15 protein-coding genes and 2 pseudogenes are annotated in these 18,460 nt (G+C 57.8%); 14 read left to right on the top strand and 3 right to left on the bottom strand.

All coding sequences use genetic code 11. The annotated features are described in order from the left end of the window. Positions 1 to 38 precede the first annotated feature (38 nt). Positions 39 to 1,937, top strand: a complete 1,899-nt coding sequence (locus AC6R19_RS10780) for an ABC transporter ATP-binding protein (protein WP_500579828.1) — start codon at positions 39 to 41, stop codon at positions 1,935 to 1,937. A gap of 184 nt (positions 1,938 to 2,121) precedes the next feature. On the opposite strand, the pseudogene AC6R19_RS10775 reads toward AC6R19_RS10780, so the two are convergent. After that, positions 2,122 to 2,651: pseudogene (locus tag AC6R19_RS10775) on the bottom strand (IS66 family transposase); the annotation flags it as partial. Positions 2,652 to 2,929: 278 nt separating this feature from the next. Here AC6R19_RS10775 and AC6R19_RS10770 point away from each other — a divergent pair. The 10 genes and pseudogenes from AC6R19_RS10770 to AC6R19_RS10725 all read left to right on the top strand — a co-directional run bounded on the left by AC6R19_RS10770 (position 2,930) and on the right by AC6R19_RS10725 (position 13,175). Further along, entirely contained in the window at positions 2,930 to 3,457 is a 528-nt protein-coding gene (locus AC6R19_RS10770; protein WP_500579827.1) for a GspH/FimT family pseudopilin, read from the top strand. Positions 3,458 to 3,460: 3 nt separating this feature from the next. Then, positions 3,461 to 3,925 carry a type IV pilus modification protein PilV gene (gene pilV / locus AC6R19_RS10765; protein ID WP_500579826.1) on the top strand — a complete coding sequence of 155 codons (465 nt, stop codon included), beginning with the start codon at positions 3,461 to 3,463 and terminating at the stop codon, positions 3,923 to 3,925. Positions 3,926 to 3,927: 2 nt separating this feature from the next. Next, positions 3,928 to 4,953: a PilW family protein gene (locus AC6R19_RS10760; protein ID WP_500579825.1), complete on the top strand. Its 1,026-nt coding sequence runs from the start codon at positions 3,928 to 3,930 to the stop codon at positions 4,951 to 4,953. After that, entirely contained in the window at positions 4,953 to 5,486 is a 534-nt protein-coding gene (locus AC6R19_RS10755) for a pilus assembly PilX family protein (protein ID WP_500579824.1), read from the top strand. The genes AC6R19_RS10760 and AC6R19_RS10755 overlap by 1 nt, the downstream gene beginning before the upstream one ends. 11 nt (positions 5,487 to 5,497) lie before the next feature. Beyond that, a pseudogene (locus AC6R19_RS10750) lies at positions 5,498 to 8,353 on the top strand (pilus assembly protein); the annotation flags it as partial. 602 nt (positions 8,354 to 8,955) lie between these two features. After that, positions 8,956 to 9,411, top strand: a complete 456-nt coding sequence (locus AC6R19_RS10745; RefSeq protein ID WP_500579823.1) for a type IV pilin protein — start codon at positions 8,956 to 8,958, stop codon at positions 9,409 to 9,411. A gap of 51 nt (positions 9,412 to 9,462) precedes the next feature. Then, on the top strand, positions 9,463 to 10,068 hold the full coding sequence (locus AC6R19_RS10740; protein WP_500579822.1) for a hypothetical protein: 606 nt from the start codon (positions 9,463 to 9,465) through the stop codon (positions 10,066 to 10,068). 677 nt (positions 10,069 to 10,745) lie between these two features. Next, entirely contained in the window at positions 10,746 to 11,369 is a 624-nt protein-coding gene (locus AC6R19_RS10735) for a class I SAM-dependent methyltransferase (protein WP_500579821.1), read from the top strand. Positions 11,370 to 11,498: 129 nt separating this feature from the next. Next, positions 11,499 to 12,023 carry a GNAT family N-acetyltransferase gene (locus AC6R19_RS10730; protein ID WP_500579820.1) on the top strand — a complete coding sequence of 175 codons (525 nt, stop codon included), beginning with the start codon at positions 11,499 to 11,501 and terminating at the stop codon, positions 12,021 to 12,023. 330 nt (positions 12,024 to 12,353) lie between these two features. Then, positions 12,354 to 13,175, top strand: a complete 822-nt coding sequence (locus tag AC6R19_RS10725) for an alpha/beta fold hydrolase (protein ID WP_500579819.1) — start codon at positions 12,354 to 12,356, stop codon at positions 13,173 to 13,175. A 6-nt stretch (positions 13,176 to 13,181) separates the two neighbouring features. On the opposite strand, the gene AC6R19_RS10720 is transcribed toward AC6R19_RS10725, so the two are convergent. Together AC6R19_RS10720 and AC6R19_RS10715 are read right to left on the bottom strand one after the other, a co-directional pair. Continuing rightward, positions 13,182 to 14,144, bottom strand: a complete 963-nt coding sequence (locus tag AC6R19_RS10720) for a VTT domain-containing protein (RefSeq protein ID WP_500579818.1) — start codon at positions 14,142 to 14,144, stop codon at positions 13,182 to 13,184. Beyond that, positions 14,141 to 14,980: a sterol desaturase family protein gene (locus AC6R19_RS10715; RefSeq protein WP_500579817.1), complete on the bottom strand. Its 840-nt coding sequence runs from the start codon at positions 14,978 to 14,980 to the stop codon at positions 14,141 to 14,143. The genes AC6R19_RS10720 and AC6R19_RS10715 overlap by 4 nt, the downstream gene beginning before the upstream one ends. A gap of 99 nt (positions 14,981 to 15,079) precedes the next feature. On the opposite strand from AC6R19_RS10715, the gene AC6R19_RS10710 reads away from it, so the two are divergent. The 3 genes from AC6R19_RS10710 to AC6R19_RS10700 form a co-directional block, all read left to right on the top strand. Then, complete coding sequence (locus AC6R19_RS10710) at positions 15,080 to 15,745, top strand: ArsR/SmtB family transcription factor (RefSeq protein ID WP_500579816.1); 666 nt, start codon at positions 15,080 to 15,082, stop codon at positions 15,743 to 15,745. 253 nt (positions 15,746 to 15,998) lie between these two features. Further along, complete coding sequence (locus tag AC6R19_RS10705) at positions 15,999 to 16,382, top strand: ester cyclase (RefSeq protein ID WP_500579815.1); 384 nt, start codon at positions 15,999 to 16,001, stop codon at positions 16,380 to 16,382. 533 nt (positions 16,383 to 16,915) lie between these two features. Next, positions 16,916 to 18,460 (top strand): SpvB/TcaC N-terminal domain-containing protein (locus AC6R19_RS10700; protein WP_500579814.1); only part of this gene is annotated, 1,545 nt, incomplete at its 3' end.

Genomic DNA, 18,460 nt, shown 5'->3' with positions numbered 1-18,460 from the left:
TGAACTATTTGAGCAACGCGACTGGTCTGGAGTCATTCATGAGGTCTCGTCGTTTCACAGAGATAAGTAACCGTAAGGTCGGCTGGCAGACGGTGCGGCGGATCCTCCACTTCGCTCGACCATACCGGGCGAACATCACGCTCTTCCTGACTACGGTCGTAATCGATGCTTTGATCAGCGTAGTCACGCCGCTGCTGGCGGGTCGGGTTGTCGACACCATCGTGCCGCTGCCGGGGTCGGAGCTGGCGCCCGACGCGGGCGTTAGTGTCGTGAAGTTCGCGATGCTGATTGCGGCTTTAGCCATGGCTAGCGCGCTGCTATTGCTTGCGGAGCGCTTCTATTCGGCGCGGATCGGTGAGGGCCTCACCTACGACCTGCGTACCCGCGTCTACGACCACGTGCAGCGGATGCCGATACAGTTCTTCACCCGGACGCAGACCGGCGCCCTGGTCAGCCGGCTCAACAACGACGTGACGGGAGTACAGCGCGCGTTCACGTCGACCCTGTCTGGTGTGGTCGGCAATATCATCAAGCTCGTCCTGACCGCGGGCGTGATGCTGACTCTGTCGTGGCAGATCACGGTGCTGTCGCTGATCATGCTGCCGCTGTTCATCGTGCCTGCGCGATGGGTAGGGCATCGACTGGCGGCGATCACCAAGGAGTCGTATGACCTGGACGCCCGCATGAACGCCACCATGACCGAGCGGTTCGGAGTGGCCGGTGCGCTGTTGATGAGGCTTTTCGGCCGGCCGGAGACCGAGGCGGGCCGCTTCGCCGAACGGGCCGGGCAGGTGCGCGACATCGGTGTGCAGAGAGCCATGTACTCGCAGATTTTCTTCGTGGCCATGATGCTGGTTATCTCACTGGCCCAAGCCCTTATTTACGGCCTAGGCGGCTGGTACGCCGTTAAGGGCGCACTGGACGCGGGTATCGTAGTCGCCTTGGCCCTGCTGCTGGTGCGCCTCTACGGCCCGATCAACGCGCTGTCCAACGTACGGGTGGATGTGATGGACGCGCTGGTCTCGTTCGACCGCGTCTTCGAGGTGCTCGACCTGCCGCCTGCCATCGCGGAAAAGCCGGACGCTGTAAACGTGCCACCGCGCGCCGCGAAGGTCGAGTTCCGCGACGTCATCTTCCGCTATCCGATCGCCTCGGAGATCTCGCTGGCCTCCCTCGAGGAGGTGGCGACGCTTGAGCGCAGCGTTACTGGGCCCGTGCTGCGTGGCGTTTCTTTCACCGCAAAGCCCGGACAGTTGGTCGCACTGGTCGGCCCATCCGGTGCCGGCAAGTCCACAATCTCGATGCTAGTCAACCGAATGTACGACGTGACCAGCGGTGCGGTGCTCATCGATGACGTCGACGTACGCGACGCCACGCTGCAGTCACTGCGCGACACCATCGGCGTGGTCACCCAGGACGCCCACCTGTTCCACGAGACCATCGCGGAGAACCTGCGCTACGCCAAACCCGATGCCACCGACGACGAACTGTGGGCCGCGCTGAAAGCGGCGCAGATCGACACGCTGATTCGGGCAGCTCCCGACGGCTTGGACACCGTCGTGGGCGAGCGGGGCTACCGGTTTTCCGGCGGCGAGAAGCAACGCATCGCCATCGCTCGGCTGCTGCTGAAAGCGCCCTCGATCGTCATCCTCGATGAGGCGACCGCGCACCTGGACTCTGAAAGCGAGGCCACAGTGCAGCAGGCGTTGTCCACCGCGTTGACGGGGCGCACTGCGCTGGTCATCGCGCATCGCCTATCCACGGTCCGCGAGGCTGACCAGATCCTGGTTCTCCACGACGGCCGCATCGTGCAACGCGGCACCCATAAGCAACTGCTGGCCGACGGCGGTCTCTACGCCGACCTTTATCGCACCCAGTTCGCCACCACCGACTCGCCACGCACACCCGACACCGTTGCCGGTACGTGTTCAGCGTGAGTAATCGGCCCGGCACGGCGTCCCGACCTGCATCTACGTGACCTATGGTCAATAGCGGGATAGCGTTGGTTCGTAAGCACTCAATAAACCCGATCTAAAATCCGAATTGCCATCCCGATACGCTCCTGATTTTTAACGATCAGGAGATCCACATGACATCTCAGAGCAAATCCGATTTCTGGTATCAGCTCATCACCGGCGTAACGGCCAATTCTACGGCGTTATTGACCCTGTCGTAGATATCTGATCGCAGCGGGTATTTCCACAGCCGCGGCGTTAGCTCAGCCACCTTGGCGGCCGGGTACCGGTTGATGCGCAGCAGCACATCCGTGAGGTAGGTATACGGATTGATGTGGTGCAGCTTTTACAAGTGCTGATCAGGCTTTGGATGATGCCGACGTATTCCACTCCCAGTTCCGTCCAGCAGAACAGCCAGTTCTTCCTGCCCATCGGGATCGGCCGCAGAGCACGCTCCAAGTGGTTGGTGTCCATGGGCAAGTCCGGGTCTTCCAAGGAACACACGCAGCTTGTATTCACGCTGGAGTACATAGCCGAGCGCCTGGGTGAGGGGGTCTTGGGGCAGGAGATCTGCGCGTTGCAGCTGCTCATGGAACCATTGGAAGAACTGGTCCGTCACCGGCGGTAGTCGCGCTTCTTGCCGCCCTGGAGGCTCGGTTGGGCGATCACTTCTTTGTTCCAGTATAGAGTGGCAATGCTGCATAGCAACCAGTGTATTGCTCTAAGAAATTGTTCCATTTAAATAGTTTATAGTAGGAATATTTACTAATGATGCTGTTAAAAAAAGGAAGTAGTTGGCGTTTTCGGCGTGTTGTTGTCATCTTTCGCCTCGCCAATGAGCCGGTTAATGGACAGTATTTGTATGCCCGATATGAAGGTAAAAAATAATGAGATAAAAGTCTTGGCATCTGTAGAGAGTGTTTTTCCTTATGTAGCAGTCTTCGTCGTTAATATATTTCTATCAGGAAATAACTATGAATGAATTTGAGCGGTCTTTTGGATTTACTCTCATAGAGCTTATGGTCGTGATCACTGTTCTTGGTGTTATTTCTGCAATTGGAGTTCCATCCTTTTCCAACATGATTAAAAACAATCGCATGGTGACCACAATTAACGACCTCACAGGTTCCCTGCAGTACGCGCGTTCTGAGGCGGTGCGTCGTGGTGGTGGTGTCAGAGTCAGTGCCCTCTCAGGTGATGTGAGTAACGGCCTGAGAGTCTGGGTCGACGACGGAGATGGTAATTTTGAAAGTGGTGAAGAATTGCGGGTTTTCCGTATCAAAACCTCTGGTTTGACCCTCAGTGCCAAGGAAGGAAGCAATGCGGTTCAGGATCTGGATTTTGCCTTCGACGCCCGGGGATATGCCAGTGGGATTTCTGACAGCGTAACCGTGGAGCTGTGCGATGGCCGTGCGGGAGATTTTGGGCGTGGTCTGACTTTGCTCACATCCGGTGCCGTACGTTTATCTGCCAATACTACTTGTACAGAAAGTGAGGGCTAGGAAGTGAGAAGGCATAGTGGCGCAACCCTGATTGAAGTACTGGTTGCCGTGCTGGTATTGGCCGTTGGTCTGCTCGGTCTTTCTGCCACCCAGATGTTAAGCCTGAAAAACGCCAATGGCGCTCACCATCGCTACATGGCGGCACTGGCGGCCCAGGAAATCATTGAGCGTATGCGCGCTAACCCCAGCGGCCTGGAACAGGGTAATTACGAAAACAAAGTGGATGGAAGTGAGAGTCCGGTCGACTGCAGCACCAGCTGTTCGGTCAGCAAGCTGGCCGAGCTGGACCTGTTCGAGTGGGGGCAGGTGGTGAGCACCAACCTGCCTTCAGGGACCGGGGAAGTAAAACGTAACGGCAGCGATGTTACTGTTACGATGGTATGGAAAGAGCAGCATACCGCGGAAAATTATGGCAGTAGTGCTGGGGGGGCGGAGGATGCCTCCTTTGAAATGAGTGTGGAGCTTTAGGTATGCAATCGCTGTATCGTCAGATCGGCCTATCCTTGATCGAACTGATGATCGGGATTCTACTCAGCTCCATCCTGCTCCTGGGAGTACTTCAGATATTTGACAGCAACCGCAGGGCCATGAGTACTCAGGTGGCTTTCTCCAGTGTGCAGGAGAATGGCCGCTTTGCGATGGATTTCCTGACCAGGGAGGTCCGTTTGGCGGACTACTGGGGCTGTACTCCTGACCAGGATAGCATCACAAATCACCTGGACGGCAACACTAGCAGCACCTTCCAGTCGTCCATTGGCGGTTCCGGTGTGCAGGGAATAGATAATGTTGGAGATAGTGAGAAGGTCGATGGGCTCGATGTAATAGAGGATACCGATGTTCTGGTCCTGGGCGGTACGGTCGATGCCTGCGGGGGCACAGGCCGCTTGGTGGATACAGCGGGAGCTTCTCTTGAAGTGACCAGCAACTGCTCGGTGGAGGCTGGCCAGGTAGTATTGGTCGCCAATTGCCGGGGCGGGGACGTAGTAACGGTTACCGGAGTGAGTGGCGATCCGGGCGACGGTTCAAACAGGACTGTTTCGCACGATACCGGACAGGTCGATCCAGACTGGGTTCAGAATACCAGTGACACCCTGTCACAGAGCTACGGCGCGGAATCCAAGTTGTTGCTTCCCTATCAGCACACCTTCTTTCTATCGTTGAATGATACCGGGTCTCCCTCCCTGTTTATGTTCGAAGAAGGCAGCGGCAACCCCAGGGAGCTCGTTAGCGGTATCGATGATATGCAGATTCTCTACGGGCGGGATACGAATGGCGATGAGATAGCAGACATATGGCAGGGGGCAGTAAGCGATCCGGATCAGATGAACGATGTTACAGCGTTAAAAATACAGCTGATCGTGGCGAGTGCCGGTAATGCAGGTATCGAAAGCCAGACGATACCCGATATCGATGGTAATGATAGAACCTACACCGATGGGCGTTTGAGGAAACTGTATACAACCACGATCAAAGTCCGAAATCGAGGAAGCATGTGATGAGAGCTATGACACAGCAGCAGGGTGCAGTTTTAATAGTCAGCCTGATTATTCTGCTGGTGCTGACCCTGATTGGCGTATCCGGTGCCCGTGGAGTGATCCTCGGAGAGCGGATGACCTTCGCATCCCGGGATGCAAAGGTTGCCCTGGAAGTTGCCGAATCCATGGTTCGAAAAGGGGAGGACTATATAGAGGGGCTTCCAGATACTGCGGACTTTGGTTCTACCGGATGGCTTTACCCCGCCGGCAGTGGGCCGGAAGACCTGTTCGCCGGGGATACCTGGACAGACGGCAACTCGGTGGAATGGGATGTGGCGATGGATGGCCCTGATGGAAATTCGATGACCGGCCGTATCTACATAGAACTGGCTGGATCGGCTTCTGATGATTCTAACGCGGCTGATGTGGACCTCAGTGCGGGAGCGACCAAGCTCAGCTTAGATAATATCCAGGTCTTCAAAATAGTAGCCCGAGGCCAGGGTGCGGGGGGCACAGAGCGGATACTGACAACTTTCTATGGAAAAGCATTTTAAGAGAGAGAAATATGAATAACCAGAACTCGAAGCTGTCTCTTTCAATGTGCCGACTCAGTGCCGGATTCCTGATGACATGGGCAACATGCGCCTCTGCAGCCCCCGGGGACCTGTCCGATGTTCCGCTATATGCGAAGAGCTCCGCGCCGCCGAATATCATGCTGGTGATGGACTCGTCCGGCTCCATGGAGGATGTAGTTCCGGGTCCACTCGGCTATGACAAAAACGCTACCTACGCCAGTTGCGCCAATCCGATCGGATACCGATACGAAGAACCGGATGATCCCGGGGATTTTGAAAAATCGGAGATTGAGTTCCGCGTGGCTTTGTCGGGAAGCAATGTTGGTGCTGTAGAGTTCACCATTGGCGACGGTATCTGGCGAACCTGGGATACGGATCACAACTGCTTTGATGACGACATCAAGTATGATGAGGCGTGGCTGTATGCAGATAGAAGTACTGCAAGCTATTACGAGACAGATGATAATGACTACCGGACGAAAGACGTTAGCGGGCATTTCCTGAATTGGTATTTCTCCAATCGAAATAATCTCGGCGTCTATGAGGCGGCCAGATTCCTGGACGAGGATGGCAACGCAAGCCGATCCAAGGTGGGTGTCCGCCGTGTCGATATCATGAAGGATGTCCTGCACGAACTAATTCCCAACCTGTCCGGTGTGCGTGTCGGTTTGATGCAGTTTGATGGCGGCACCAACGGAGGTCGAGCGCTGTTTGGGGTATCGGAACTTACCCCGGAGAATCGAAGCCTGCTTCACGAGCGGATAGACGCCGTGGATACCAGCAGTTCCACGCCACTGGCAGAGACCTTCGCCGGGGTGGGGCGTTACTTTATTTCCGGCTATGAAAACCAGCCGCTGACCTATGTCGATGAGGATGGAAGTACCGTGTCTGTGCCGGGCTGGGAGATCTTTGCCAATGAGCCGGACTGGAACGATGTCAGCCCGCGAGTGCCGAAGCCCGACAACACCATCAGCGGCGGCGCCATCCAGTACCACTGCCAAAAGAGCTTTATGGTGGCGCTGACCGACGGCGAACCCAGCCATCGGGATGACGAAATCAGCAGTCACCTGAAGGGATACGATTTTGCCTGCAGCGACAACCCCGCCGGGTGTACGGATGAGAACCAGGGCTACAGCTATGACGACGGCGAGAGAATCCATGAAATGGATGACGTGGTTAAGGCGCTGTACGACATTGACCTGCGCCCAGACCTGACGAAGCCTGACGGCACCCAAGTCAAGCACAATATCACCAGCTTTATGATCGGCTTTGCCGAGGACGGCCTGTCACAAACCCCGCTGATGATCAACTCGGGCTTTTTGGGCGGCGGAGGCCTGTACGACGCCAGGGATGCCAGCGACCTGACGGGGATTTTCAACAAGATTGCCAACAGCGTCCACGAGATTGTCGGCAGCTCCAGTGCCTTGGCCTTCAATTCCTCGTCGCTGGAGGCCGGCTCCGCCCTCTTCAAGGCCAAATTCAACAGTGGGGACTGGAGCGGAGAATTTTCCGCACTGGAGATTGATAGCAATGGTGAGGTCTCCGACACTCCGGCCTGGGAAGCCGGAAGCCTGCTGGACAGTGCCAGTCCGGACAACCGGGTGATACTCACCTACCGGGAGGGCGTCGGTGGTGTGGCCTTCACGCCCGGAGGCGTCGACCTTTCGGACTCCGGGAATGCCCATACACAGGATCTCAGCATCAATACGTCGAACGGGTCCCTTGTGGTCGACAGCCGGGCCTCGGAGCGGATCGAGTACCTGCGCGGGGACCGCAGCAACGAGGGCACTGCGAGCGATACCTTTCGCAAACGGCGCGGCCGCCTTGGGGATATCATCAACTCCAGCCCGGTATATGTCGGTGCGCCAAACGGTAACTGGCCGGATACCGTGCCTTTCCCCACTGGGGCGAACAGCTACTCCGCATTCAAGTCGCAGCACAGCACCCGTACACCGATGGTCTATGTGGGCGCCAACGACGGTTTCCTGCACGGCTTCAATGCGCGGACAAGTGGGTCCAATGCGGGCAGGGAGCTGATTGCCTACTCGCCGTCGGCAGTGCTGAGTGCTGAGCGGGAGTACGGCCTGCATGCCCTGACCTCGCAGGAGTATCGCCATATCTACTATGTGGACGGAACACCGACGGTTTCAGATGTATTTGTCGATGGGAGCTGGAAGACTGTACTAGTTGGCGGGCTCGGCGGTGGTGGCAAGGGATTCTTCGCTCTCGACGTGACGGACCCGGGGAGTTTCAGCGAAGCCAATGCGTCCAGCCTGGTGCTCTGGGAGTTCACCAGCGCGCAAGACGAAAACCTCGGCTACAGCTTCAGCCGCCCACAGATAGCACTGATGTCCAATGGCGAATGGGCGGCAGTATTCGGCAACGGCTACAACAGTGATACCGGGGATGCCGGCCTGTTCATTGTCTACCTGGACGGTGACGATGGGGGCGGCAACAGCTACACCTATATCTCAACGGGTACCGCGGATGTGGATAGCCGCAACGGCATGTCCACACCGGCGATCGTCGACGCCGATCTCGACGGCGTCGTGGACCGGATCTATGCCGGGGACCTGAAAGGCAATCTGTGGGCATTCGACGTATCCACGGCTGGCGACTGGAAGGTTGCGTCGGATGCGCTGGGTAGCCCCGAACCGCTTTTCTCTGCCGGCGAGGCCGAGCCTGTCACCGCCGCTCCGCTGGTCCTGCGCAATACCGCCAACCGGGATGGAAATGAGCCCAATTTGCTGGTGACCTTCGGTACCGGTCAGTACCTGACATCTGCGGATACCACGACCAACACGGCGGGCGGCTTCTATGCAGTATCTGACAATGGCACCTATGGCCTGGACAAGGGAGACCTGGCGGCTCGCAGCCTTGCCGAAAGCAGCGTCACTCAAGCGGATGGTACAGATGCCACCCACCGTACATTGACCGGAGACGAGATCGACTGGAGCACGGAGTACGGATGGTATATCCAGCTGCGTACGGGCAATGCGCCGACAGGTGACGATGCCGGCGAGCGCATCGTCAGTCGTCCCGACCTCCTGCGCGACCTACTCTTTTTCAACACACTGGTTCCTTCGGCCAAGGTCTGCTCAGTGGGCGGCTATGGCTGGCTGATGTCGGTGGATGTGCGCACCGGGCTGGCGCCCAAGAAGTTCGCGGTATTTGATGCTAATAACGATGGAAACATCGACAGTGCCGATCAGGGATTGGTTGGGCAGATGATTGCCGAGGGTATCCCAAACAAATCTGGTTTCCTGGATGGCAAGAAACAATATATACCGACCAGCGCTGGCACGATTGTTTCGCGCGATATCAACTTGGGACAATCGGGTAGGGAAGGGCGCTTGTCCTGGGAAGAGGTCACGCCTTTCTAATCCGGGGATCGAAATGATCTGGGAGTCGGTATGCTTGCCAATAATGAGCGCTTTGGGGGCAAAAGATGAATGAGAACCAGGGATTCACACTGATCGAGCTGATGATCGTGGTGGCGATCCTCGGGATTCTGGCGGCTATAGCCTGGCCTTCCTATCAGGAGTATGTACGATCGGCGAATCGTGCTGATGCCCAGGGCGCGCTGATGGGGTTGGCGCAGTCGATGGAACGGCACTTTACCGCAACAGGTAGTTATGCAGGTGCTGCAGCCGGCGGCAGCGATACCGGACTTCCTGCAATTTTCCCCGCGGAAGCGCCTCTCGACAGTAGTAAAAAGACCTATGACCTGGTAATCGTTGCTGCCGACGATGACTCCTATGTATTGCAGGCGCAGGCCAAAAATGCACAGTCCGATGACGGTGATTTGCAGCTTAGCGCCAGCGGGGAAAGGGGGTGGGATCGAGATAACGATGGGATGTTTTCCGATCCTGGAGACATGTGTTGGAGCAAAACATGTAATTAGCCACACAGTAGGCTTCTGATGAAAATAAACTCTGGATAAGGAAGTTAAATCATGGATATGGTGGTGCAAAAAGTACAATCTGATAACGCACAAGCTGTAGCTGAAAAAGAAAGTTTCTGGAACCTGGATAACTTTAAGGAGAAAATGCTCGCCCTGAAGTTTGCGCGATCCATTGAAAATATATTTAGCGTCTATATAGATGATCCAGTCAACCAGTTGTATACGAGCTATTTTCTGGAGGTTTATACCGAGCAGTGTATTTCTATACTGCTCTCCACAGACCCGTATTCAGATGCCATATTCGATGGTGTAGCCGCCGAGTGCCTGCAGCCGTCCCGGTTGTGGATATTTCCCGGTGCCTTCTTCAAGAAGCCCGAGTATAGGTTTTTGCTGGCGAGGATGTCGAGTACATCTCCGGCCAGGCCGGAAAAGCTGCTTTTACCCTCTAAAATACTTGGCGGTCTTTCTCCTAACTATATGCCGGTCATAACCAATGAGGCCCTGTGTGAGTTTCAACAGAAAACGCCTTGCCTGAACCTGCAGTTTGTAAGTATCAATAAATTGAGGGAGTTGGGCGTATTGCCACCTATCAAGATGAACGATCTGGTTCGGTCCATGTCCGAAAAGATTGAGCACTTGAGGAGTCTTGGATGCTAAAGATGCTTCCATGGTAATGATGTCCAAACGGCGTTCTCCGGATCCCGGTTATTGCATCGTGTAAAGATTACCCGCCCCGCTTGGCCGAAATGGCCGAATCCTGTCCCGAAAGAGAGCGGCTTAACGGGTGATGCCGTGTGACAATCCCCCTCACCCTTTTACGGGATGCCTGAGTGCATTCCAGGCTGTTTAGAGAACGGGGTGTTTCTATGAGTATGAAATTAATTTTTTCCCTTATGCTCAGTATGAGTGTGCTGGCTGGTTGTGCCTCTGTGGCTGGCGGAAGACAGGATGTCGCCTCAGTGCCAGGGGCGGGGCAGGCAAGTGCGGCTGCCGCTAAGGCGGCTGAAGAGAGGGACAAAAAGACCTGCAAGGTTGTCCGAAGTACCGGTTCCCACATGAGAAAAAAGGTCTGTATGACGGCCATGGAGCGGGAGAGGGTATCCCACAACTCATCCGAAATGATTAAGAACCAGATTCAGAAGGGTGGTTTGGGTGGTTCTCTTGACAGACGAACGTCCGCTGGTGTTTCCGGATCGCCCTAAACTCTGGTTCCAAAATAGTCAACTTTAATGACATCGATAAAAGAACACTACGACAAGCATCTGGGACCGATCTATAGCTGGATGGTCGGAGGCTCCGAGTCCGCAATGGACCGCGGATCGGCTGAGCTGGCTATGATCGATGCCACCCCGAGGTACATAGGGGTGGCAGTAGATCTGGGCGCCGGTTTCGGAATGCATGCCATCCCCCTGGCGAATCGAGGTTTCTCCGTGGTTGCCATCGACATGTGCGAGCCTCTGCTGGGCAAGTTGCGCAATCGTCGTGGCAGGCTGCCGATACAAGTTGTTCAAGACGACTTGCTGTTGTTCCGCAGACACCTGCCGGACAGGCCGGAACTGATACTCTGCATGGGGGATACGCTTACCCACCTGCCCGACCACGAATCGGTGGTTCACCTGCTCGAGGAGGCGAGCGCCGCACTTCGGAGCGGTGGTCGCCTGGTTATTAGCCTGCGTGATTATTCAACTATTCCTCCGCCGGAGAACAGGATTATTCCCGTACGCAGTGACGATCGTAAAATCCTGACCTGCTTCCTGGAATATTCCGATAATGACCTCTGGGTCTACGATATTCTGCATAGAAAGGATGGCCAGGAGTGGAAGATGAGCGTCAGCCGTTACAAGAAGCTGCGTCTCTGCCCCACCTGGTTGGAGGAAAGATTGCGGGAACACGGGTTTTCTGTTCGCAATGAATGCGGTTTGTCTGGAATGGTGCGCCTGGTTTCTGAGCGAGTTTGATAGCGTGTGTTTTGATGTTCCGATTAATAAACTCGTTTTCTAATCAATCCAGTGTATAGCCTTATCAAGTACAATATGACCAGTTCCTGTGAGCTCCGGGAATGGCTTCCCAGGCTTGAGGGCAGGGGTGTGGTGCTGCGCTGGCTTGGGCCTCAAGATGTCCCCTCTCTCTACGCTATCTTCTCCGATGCTGACGTAGTCCGCTATATGTCTATTCCAAGGCTGCAAAGTCCTCAGGATGCGGCCGACCTGCTGGAGACTGTGCACAGCAGATGCCTGGAAGGATCCCTCTATCAGTGGGGAGTGCATTGGGGCGGGGAGATAGTCGGCACCGTCACGCTGTCTGATATAGACCGTGATAACGGCAAGACGGAAATCGATTTTGCGCTCGGAAAGAAATACTGGGGTATGAGGTTGATGGCGCGCTCTATTTCAGTGCTGGTTGACCATGCTTTCGACAGTATCGGGCTGCGCCGAATCGAAGTGGATACTGACCCCAGGAATACCTCCGCTATTCGTGTGTTGAAGGCCCTCGGCTTCTGGCGCGAGGGGCTGTTGCGGGAGCGTTACTTGAGGGAGGGAGAGGTCCGCGATTCTTTACTGTTCAGCCTGTTGCGCCGGGAGTGGCAAGCGGGCGTGAAGTCCTGCCAGTAGTCATCTGCTACAGCTAATAGGCCCGAAGCAGACCATACGTCGTTTTTCATAAGGTGCAGCGCTGGCATAAACGAACAGCCTCGTACCCATACCGCCTGCCGTCATACCCGTCCCTGTGAAACAATTTGTCACTGGAAGAGCCACTATTTCTGTACAGGGAATGAAAGTCGAGTCAATAACCGAGGAAAACGGACTGCTGATCTGGTCGTTGATGCTGGAGCCTGGCGAATCCGCAAGGTGGGATAGGCGTGCCAGCGAGATGCAGCTTCGAGAACTTGCTGTCCAGTGCGACTAGATAGGCCATTTCCTGGTCACCCCAGGGCCGGAGTAGTGGACAAGGTCATTGAGCTAAATGAATTGGCTATCCATTACCGCGAATGGGGCAGCGCCGGCACGCCTCCACTGCTGATTTTGCACGACCTGGCCGGGCATGCCTGGGAATTCGACGGCGTGGCTGCCGCGCTGGCGGGCAAGTTTCGCGTCCTGGTTCCCAATCAGCGGGGACACGGCGCCAGCGGCCGGGCCGCCGCTTACAGCCCCTGCGCCATGGTGTCGGATATAGACGCTCTCGCCGATGCCCTGAGCCTGCAGTCCTTCCGGCTGGTTGGACACGGCATGGGCGCTGTTACCGCCTGGATGTTTGCGGCCGAAAACTGCGAGCGGGTGGAGCGCCTGGCCATCCTGGATACAGATCCCCCCTCCATTTCCACGTTCGATTACACCCGCAGGCTGGGCGCGATGTTGAGGCGCTGCGCCGCCGCCAGCTTCACAAGCCCGGAATCGGCGGTGGCCGAGTATATTGAGAGTTGCGGCCACAGCAATAACCATGGGGAATCCCGTAAATTTGTGCTCAACAACCTTCGTCTCGGAGACGATGGGCGTTGGCGGTGGAAATTCGATGCGGCGCGCCTGGTGGAATGGGTGAGCCTGGTTTCCGTCAGCGAGGCATTGCACTGGTCCCTGCTGCAGCGGATCATCTGCCCATCATTGATCCTGCGGGCGGCCGCCAGCGCCGTCACCGCTGCCGCCAGCGCGTGGCGCATGCAGCGGGGAATGCCCAACGCCCGCCTGCTGGAAGTTGCCGCCTCCGGGCACAGCCTGCACATGGATCGGCGGGTGTCGGTGGTGCAGGCCCTGCGGAATTTTCTCTGAATGGCGTCAGGGTTCCTGCCCGCGCCAGGCTTTCATTCCTCCGCGCAACACCCGCACCTGTTGCCAGCCGGCGGCCTGTAACAGTCGCGCCGCTTCTGCGGAGCGTCGGTCCGTGAGACACACGGTAACCACCGGCTTGTCTTTCCAATCTTGTAACTGTTGCAATTCCTGCCCTAGGTCCGGCAGCGGCAGGTTGCGGGCGCCGGGAATATGCCCGAGTGGCCCCTCAAACTCTTCGGCGCTGCGCACGTCCAGCAGTAGCGGTCCGTCCGTTGCGAGTTGGGCGCGCAGGGAATCAGTGTCTTGCCACTGCAGTGGTGGGCGGCGCAGGTGACGCAACAGGCGCGGCAGCAGCAGGGCGATAGCCAAAAGGGCAAGGCCGATCAGTCCCTTTTGCACCAACCCCTCGGCGCCGCCCGCGGCCTCGCGGCCCAGGTAGCCGAGGTAGGTATAGGCCGCGGTTCCCGGCAGCATGCACAGGGCCGAGGTGAGCAGGTAGGGCAGAAAGCGGATGCTCGTGGCACCCAGCGCATAGTTCAGCAGATTGAAGGGGAAAATCGGCACCAGCCGGGTAAAGGCGACGAAGCGCCAGCCTTCCCGGGCCACTCCGTCCATCAGCGGCCGCAACCGCTCCCCGCTGCGCCTCGCCACCCAGTCTCCCAACAGCGATCGGGAGAGCAGGAAGGCCAGCGCTGCGCCCAGGGTCGCGCCGGCAAGATTCCAGGCGGTGCCCCAGGCAGGGCCGAACAGGGCGCCGCCCAGCAGGCCGAACACCGTGCCGGGTACGAACAGCACCGTCGCCAGCGCGTAGAGCAGGATGTAAACCAGCGGCGCTGCCGGGCCGGCACTGGCGACCAGTGTTTCCAGCGTCGCCGGGTCCAGGCTGTCGCGCTGGGTGTAGGCGGTGGCGATGGCCAGTAGCAGCAGGGCGCCGGCAATCAGGCGCGGTATGGGTAGTCTGCGTTTCATTGTTGTTTGGCTCCGTGTTGCAGTTTGCGAGGTTGCGCATTGCGGAAGGGTTGCAACAGCAGCTGGTCCAAACGCAGGTCGCGCGTATCGCGGAAAGTGTCCAGGCCGATCTGCATCCCCCGGTGCCCCTTCGCCGGTTCAGCGCGATAGGTGCCGAACAGGCGGTCCCACCAGGGCAGGTTGAAGCCGAAGTTGCTATTGGTTTCTGTCGGCAGGGTGGAATGGTGCACCCGGTGCATGTCCGGGGTGACCAGCAGCAGCCGCAGCAGCGGTTCCAGTCGCGCGGGCAGGCGCAGGTTGCCGTGGTTGAACAGGGAGGTGGCGTTGAGTATTACCTCGAAGACCAGCACCGTTACCGCCGGTGCGCCGAGCGCAATCACCGCGGCCAGTTTGATACCCATGGACAGCAGTATCTCCAGCGGGTGGAAGCGCACCCCCGTGGTGACGTCTACCTCCAGGTCCGCGTGGTGCATCCGGTGCAGTCGCCACAGCCAGGGCATGGCGTGGAACAGGCGGTGCTGGGTGTAGATGATCAGGTCGAGCAGCAGCAGGGAAAGGGGGAAGACGATATAGCCCGGCAGCGCCAGTGGGTTCAGCAATCCCCAGCCCCGTTCCTCCGCCAGCAGTGCGGCGCCCACGGCCGCCAGCGGGAAGCACAGCCGCAGGGCGAGGGTATCCACCATCATCAGCAGCAGGTTGTGCGGCCAGCGCCGCAGGCGTCGGTGTTCCTGTTGTCGGCGCGGCAGGGCCAGTTCCGCCAGTGCCACGGCGCAGAATATCCCGGCGAAGGCCCCTAGCCGGATCAGGGGTTCCTGTGCAAGTATCGCGTCATTCATGTCATCCGCTTCCCCGGCGGCCGGGCCGCCCAGTCTGGTGGGTTGATTTCAATTTATCATTCAATCGATTAATTGAATGATGTGATGGAGAGTTCACGAATGTCAAGTACGAATCCCAAGCGGCTGGTCATGGCCCAGCTGGCGCGGGTGGCCAAGGCCATGGGCCAGGAGCACCGCCTGGAACTGCTGGAGCTGCTGGCCCAGGGGGAACACAGCGTGGAGGCGCTGGCCTCGCGGACCGGCCTGCCGGTGGCCAATGTCTCCCAGCATCTGCAGCACCTGCGCCGCGCGGGCCTGGTCGCCGGCCGACGGGAGGGCAAATACATCCACTACCGCCTTTCCGGTACCGAGGTGGTGGACCTGGTGGGAGCCCTGCGCAGTGTGGCGGAGCGCCACCTGGCGGAAATGCGCGAGCTGGTGGCCAACTATTTCCAGGAGCGGGAAGGGCTGGAGCCGGTGGCCATGGACGAACTGCTGCAGCGCCTGCAGGACGGCGTGGTCACCCTGGTGGACGTGCGCCCCCCGGATGAATTCGCCCAGGGGCATTTGCCGGGTGCCGTCAACATTCCCCTGGACCAGCTGGAGGCGCGCTTGCCGGAACTGCCGAAGCGCCGGGAGGTGATCGCCTACTGCCGGGGGCCCTATTGCATGCTTTCGGTAGAGGCCGTGGCCCTGCTGCGGAGCAGGGGGCGTAAGGCCCGCCGTATGCAGGAGGGCTTTCCCGAGTGGCTGTCGGCACACCACCCGGTGGAGAGCGATCGCTGACGCGACTGGCGCACTGTAAACAAAAACTGTCCCAAGCCGCCGGACACTGGCCGGTTTGACTGGCCTTGTATCGTGACTACTCTGGGAGAATGAACGTCCCGACCCCGATGCACGAAGCGGGTTCTAAAGGCCAGACCAAACAGAGAGGTACATCATGAAGCAGTGCTTGGTCCTTGCATTCGGCTTTCTCGCCGGAATTCTGCTGGCGCCGTCGGTTTTCGCAAAAGAGGTTTCCATGACGGAGGGAGAGCAAATGTCCATCGAGCAAAACAAGCGGGTGGTAATGCGCCTGTTCGACGAGGTCTTCAACCGGAAGGACATGGCCGTAATCGATGAAATCTACCTGCCGGACATGGTCGACCACAGCGCCTTTCCCGGGCAGCCTGCGGGAGTGGCTGGTATCAAGGGCGCTATCGGCGAATTTCACCAGGCATTTGATGAGCTCCGGGTCTCCGTCGAGGAGGTGATCGTGCAGGGTGGCAGGGTGGCAACCCGCGAGTCCTGGAAAGGCGTTCATCGCGCCTCCGGAAAAAAGGCCGAGGGGGAGGTGATGCATATTTTCTACGTCCGTGATGGAAAGATCACCGACGAGTGGAGCCAGGGATGGGGATGGCTGGAGGAATTCGAGAGTCTTTAACCCGGTAGTTTTGACGCTTGTTGCATGGGTTCTTCCTGAGCCTGTCCTTTGCCCGGCATAGCCGGGTTTTTTGTTCCTGGTGATCACTCTGTGCGTGCCACTTTGTTTTCATTCTATATGAAAGTTTAACGCTCATTACTTTCCGCGTTAAGAGTGGATGTTGTTGGAAAGAATATACTTCTGACATCTACAGGATTGCGATTCTCCGGCCCGACTCGCCTACTGGTGACCTGTTTGGCTTGCTCTTTGTTTTTGCTCTTATGAAAAAATAGCGCCTTAATCCTAAAAACGTAAATTGGGGTAAAATGGTGCTTTACTTTAGCAAGTTATTGAGAGCAAAGCGCAGGGGGATAGCCTCTGGCCTGTTTGCAGCTTCTCTGGCAGCAATTTCATTTCCCGCAGCAGCGGTAACGCTGCCAGTTCCTACACTCAGTGTGCCCGAGTACGATGAAGGCAATTACTCGGTAAGCTGGACTGGAAAACTGGATACCGTAGAGCTGTATGAGAGTTCAAATGGTGTTACGGGTTGGTCCTTGAAGTACGATGGACCGGGTGATGCCTACTCGTTCAGCAACAAACCTGCGGGTACCTGGTATTACAAGGCAGCAACTTGCAAGGACGGCGAGGGTGGCCCTGATACCTGCTCCGGTTTCAGTGATATCGTAAGTGTCACCGTCGAGCCCGCCCCTTCCGCGCCGGGCAGTCTCGGTGGCGACTATGTCGATACCGATGGCGATATCAACCTTAGCTGGGGTGCATCATCCGGTATCGTCACTTACTATAAGATCTATGAGGAAAAAGGTGGCTTCCCGGTCTTTTTTGAAGAAATCGGTGAGTCTGATGACAATTCCTACTTGGTTCCGAATCGGGCGGACGACAGATACGAGTATAAAGCCCAGGCATGCAATAACGCGGGCTGTGGTCCAATCGGCGTGGATAGGAAAAAAGTCTATGTACGCAACCGCCCGAATCAACCCCGCAACCCCGAGATAACCCCAACCGAGGTCCCCGGCAACGCGATTTTCAGCTGGGATGCGCCGGGGGACAACGGTCCCCTGGACTACTACGAGATCCAGCACAAGGGTCAGGGCGCCGAGTTTGTCTGGCAGCCTTTCGATATCGTAGAGGCAGACGCTACGGATCTGGATATCGAGGGTCACTCCGAAGGCTACTATAGCTTCCGGGTGCGGGCCTGTAAGGACAATCCGATGGACGGCGCTCCCATCTGCGGCCAGTGGAGCAGCGCGGTATCGCTGGACTTCCTCTACGCGCCGCTGGTGTCCTGGTCCTCCGCGCCGTCCGACAGCAACGACGGCTCGGTGCCCATGTCCTGGAGCCGCAGCGGCGGCAGCGCAGCGGACTTTTACAGGGTTTACCGGTGGCGGAGAGATGGTTCGGCAATCATTCCGGGAACAGAGGATGTTGTGGCGGGAGACGACGATGAATCGCCTTTTACCGAAACCTCCTATACCGACACCGTCCGCGAGAACGATCAGTATCAATATAAGGTAGAAGCCTGCAACAATGCCGGTTGCAGTTTCACACCAGGCGGGGACGTGACGGTCAATATCACCGTCGAGGGCCTGGTGGACGACGCGGGTGTGGTTCCGCTGCCCGTACCCGCCAGCGAGTACGTCGGCAGCCTGAGCGAGTCCGCCAGCATCAGCGGCGGCAATGTCAGCTACGGCGTGGAGATGCCGGTGCCGCCGGGCCGCAACGGCATGCAGCCGAAGGTGGGGCTCAGCTACAGCAGCGGCGGCGGCAACGGCGTTGTGGGCGTGGGCTGGAGCCTGGAGGCGGCCAGGGGCGCCGTCTACCGCTGCCCCAATATCGCCATCGCCGCCGTGGGCAATGAGAACCGCCCCTACCTGGGCCAGGTGGAAGACCGCCTTTGCCTAAACGGCCAGCACCTGATGCTGGTGAGCGGCAGTTACGGCGAGGCCGGTTCCGTCTACCAGACGGAGGTCACCGACTACGCGACGGTAACACTGCTGGGCGGCAACTCGCTCAGCAGCAGTTCCCACTTCGAGGTGCAGCACAAGTCCGGCGATATCAGCCGCTACCAGTACGCCCGGGTG

Source organism: Microbulbifer sp. SE14, from assembly GCF_059834885.1.
The sequence above is the reverse complement of the archived record's forward strand: the minus strand, read 5'-3'. Positions and strand labels throughout refer to the sequence as shown.

What these genes read in the sequence shown, in the direction of transcription:
- AC6R19_RS10760 (WP_500579825.1), top strand. Translation starts at nt 3,928, where the DNA reads ATGCAATCGCTGTATCGTCAGATCGGCCTATCCTTGATCGAACTGATG.
- AC6R19_RS10740 (WP_500579822.1), top strand. Translation starts at nt 9,463, where the DNA reads ATGGATATGGTGGTGCAAAAAGTACAATCTGATAACGCACAAGCTGTA.
- AC6R19_RS10755 (WP_500579824.1), top strand. Translation starts at nt 4,953, where the DNA reads ATGAGAGCTATGACACAGCAGCAGGGTGCAGTTTTAATAGTCAGCCTG.
- AC6R19_RS10770 (WP_500579827.1), top strand. Translation starts at nt 2,930, where the DNA reads ATGAATGAATTTGAGCGGTCTTTTGGATTTACTCTCATAGAGCTTATG.
- AC6R19_RS10780 (WP_500579828.1), top strand. Translation starts at nt 39, where the DNA reads ATGAGGTCTCGTCGTTTCACAGAGATAAGTAACCGTAAGGTCGGCTGG.
- AC6R19_RS10715 (WP_500579817.1), bottom strand. Translation starts at nt 14,980, where the DNA reads ATGAATGACGCGATACTTGCACAGGAACCCCTGATCCGGCTAGGGGCC.
- AC6R19_RS10735 (WP_500579821.1), top strand. Translation starts at nt 10,746, where the DNA reads ATGATCGATGCCACCCCGAGGTACATAGGGGTGGCAGTAGATCTGGGC.
- AC6R19_RS10710 (WP_500579816.1), top strand. Translation starts at nt 15,080, where the DNA reads ATGTCAAGTACGAATCCCAAGCGGCTGGTCATGGCCCAGCTGGCGCGG.
- AC6R19_RS10745 (WP_500579823.1), top strand. Translation starts at nt 8,956, where the DNA reads ATGAATGAGAACCAGGGATTCACACTGATCGAGCTGATGATCGTGGTG.
- AC6R19_RS10705 (WP_500579815.1), top strand. Translation starts at nt 15,999, where the DNA reads ATGTCCATCGAGCAAAACAAGCGGGTGGTAATGCGCCTGTTCGACGAG.
- AC6R19_RS10720 (WP_500579818.1), bottom strand. Translation starts at nt 14,144, where the DNA reads ATGAAACGCAGACTACCCATACCGCGCCTGATTGCCGGCGCCCTGCTG.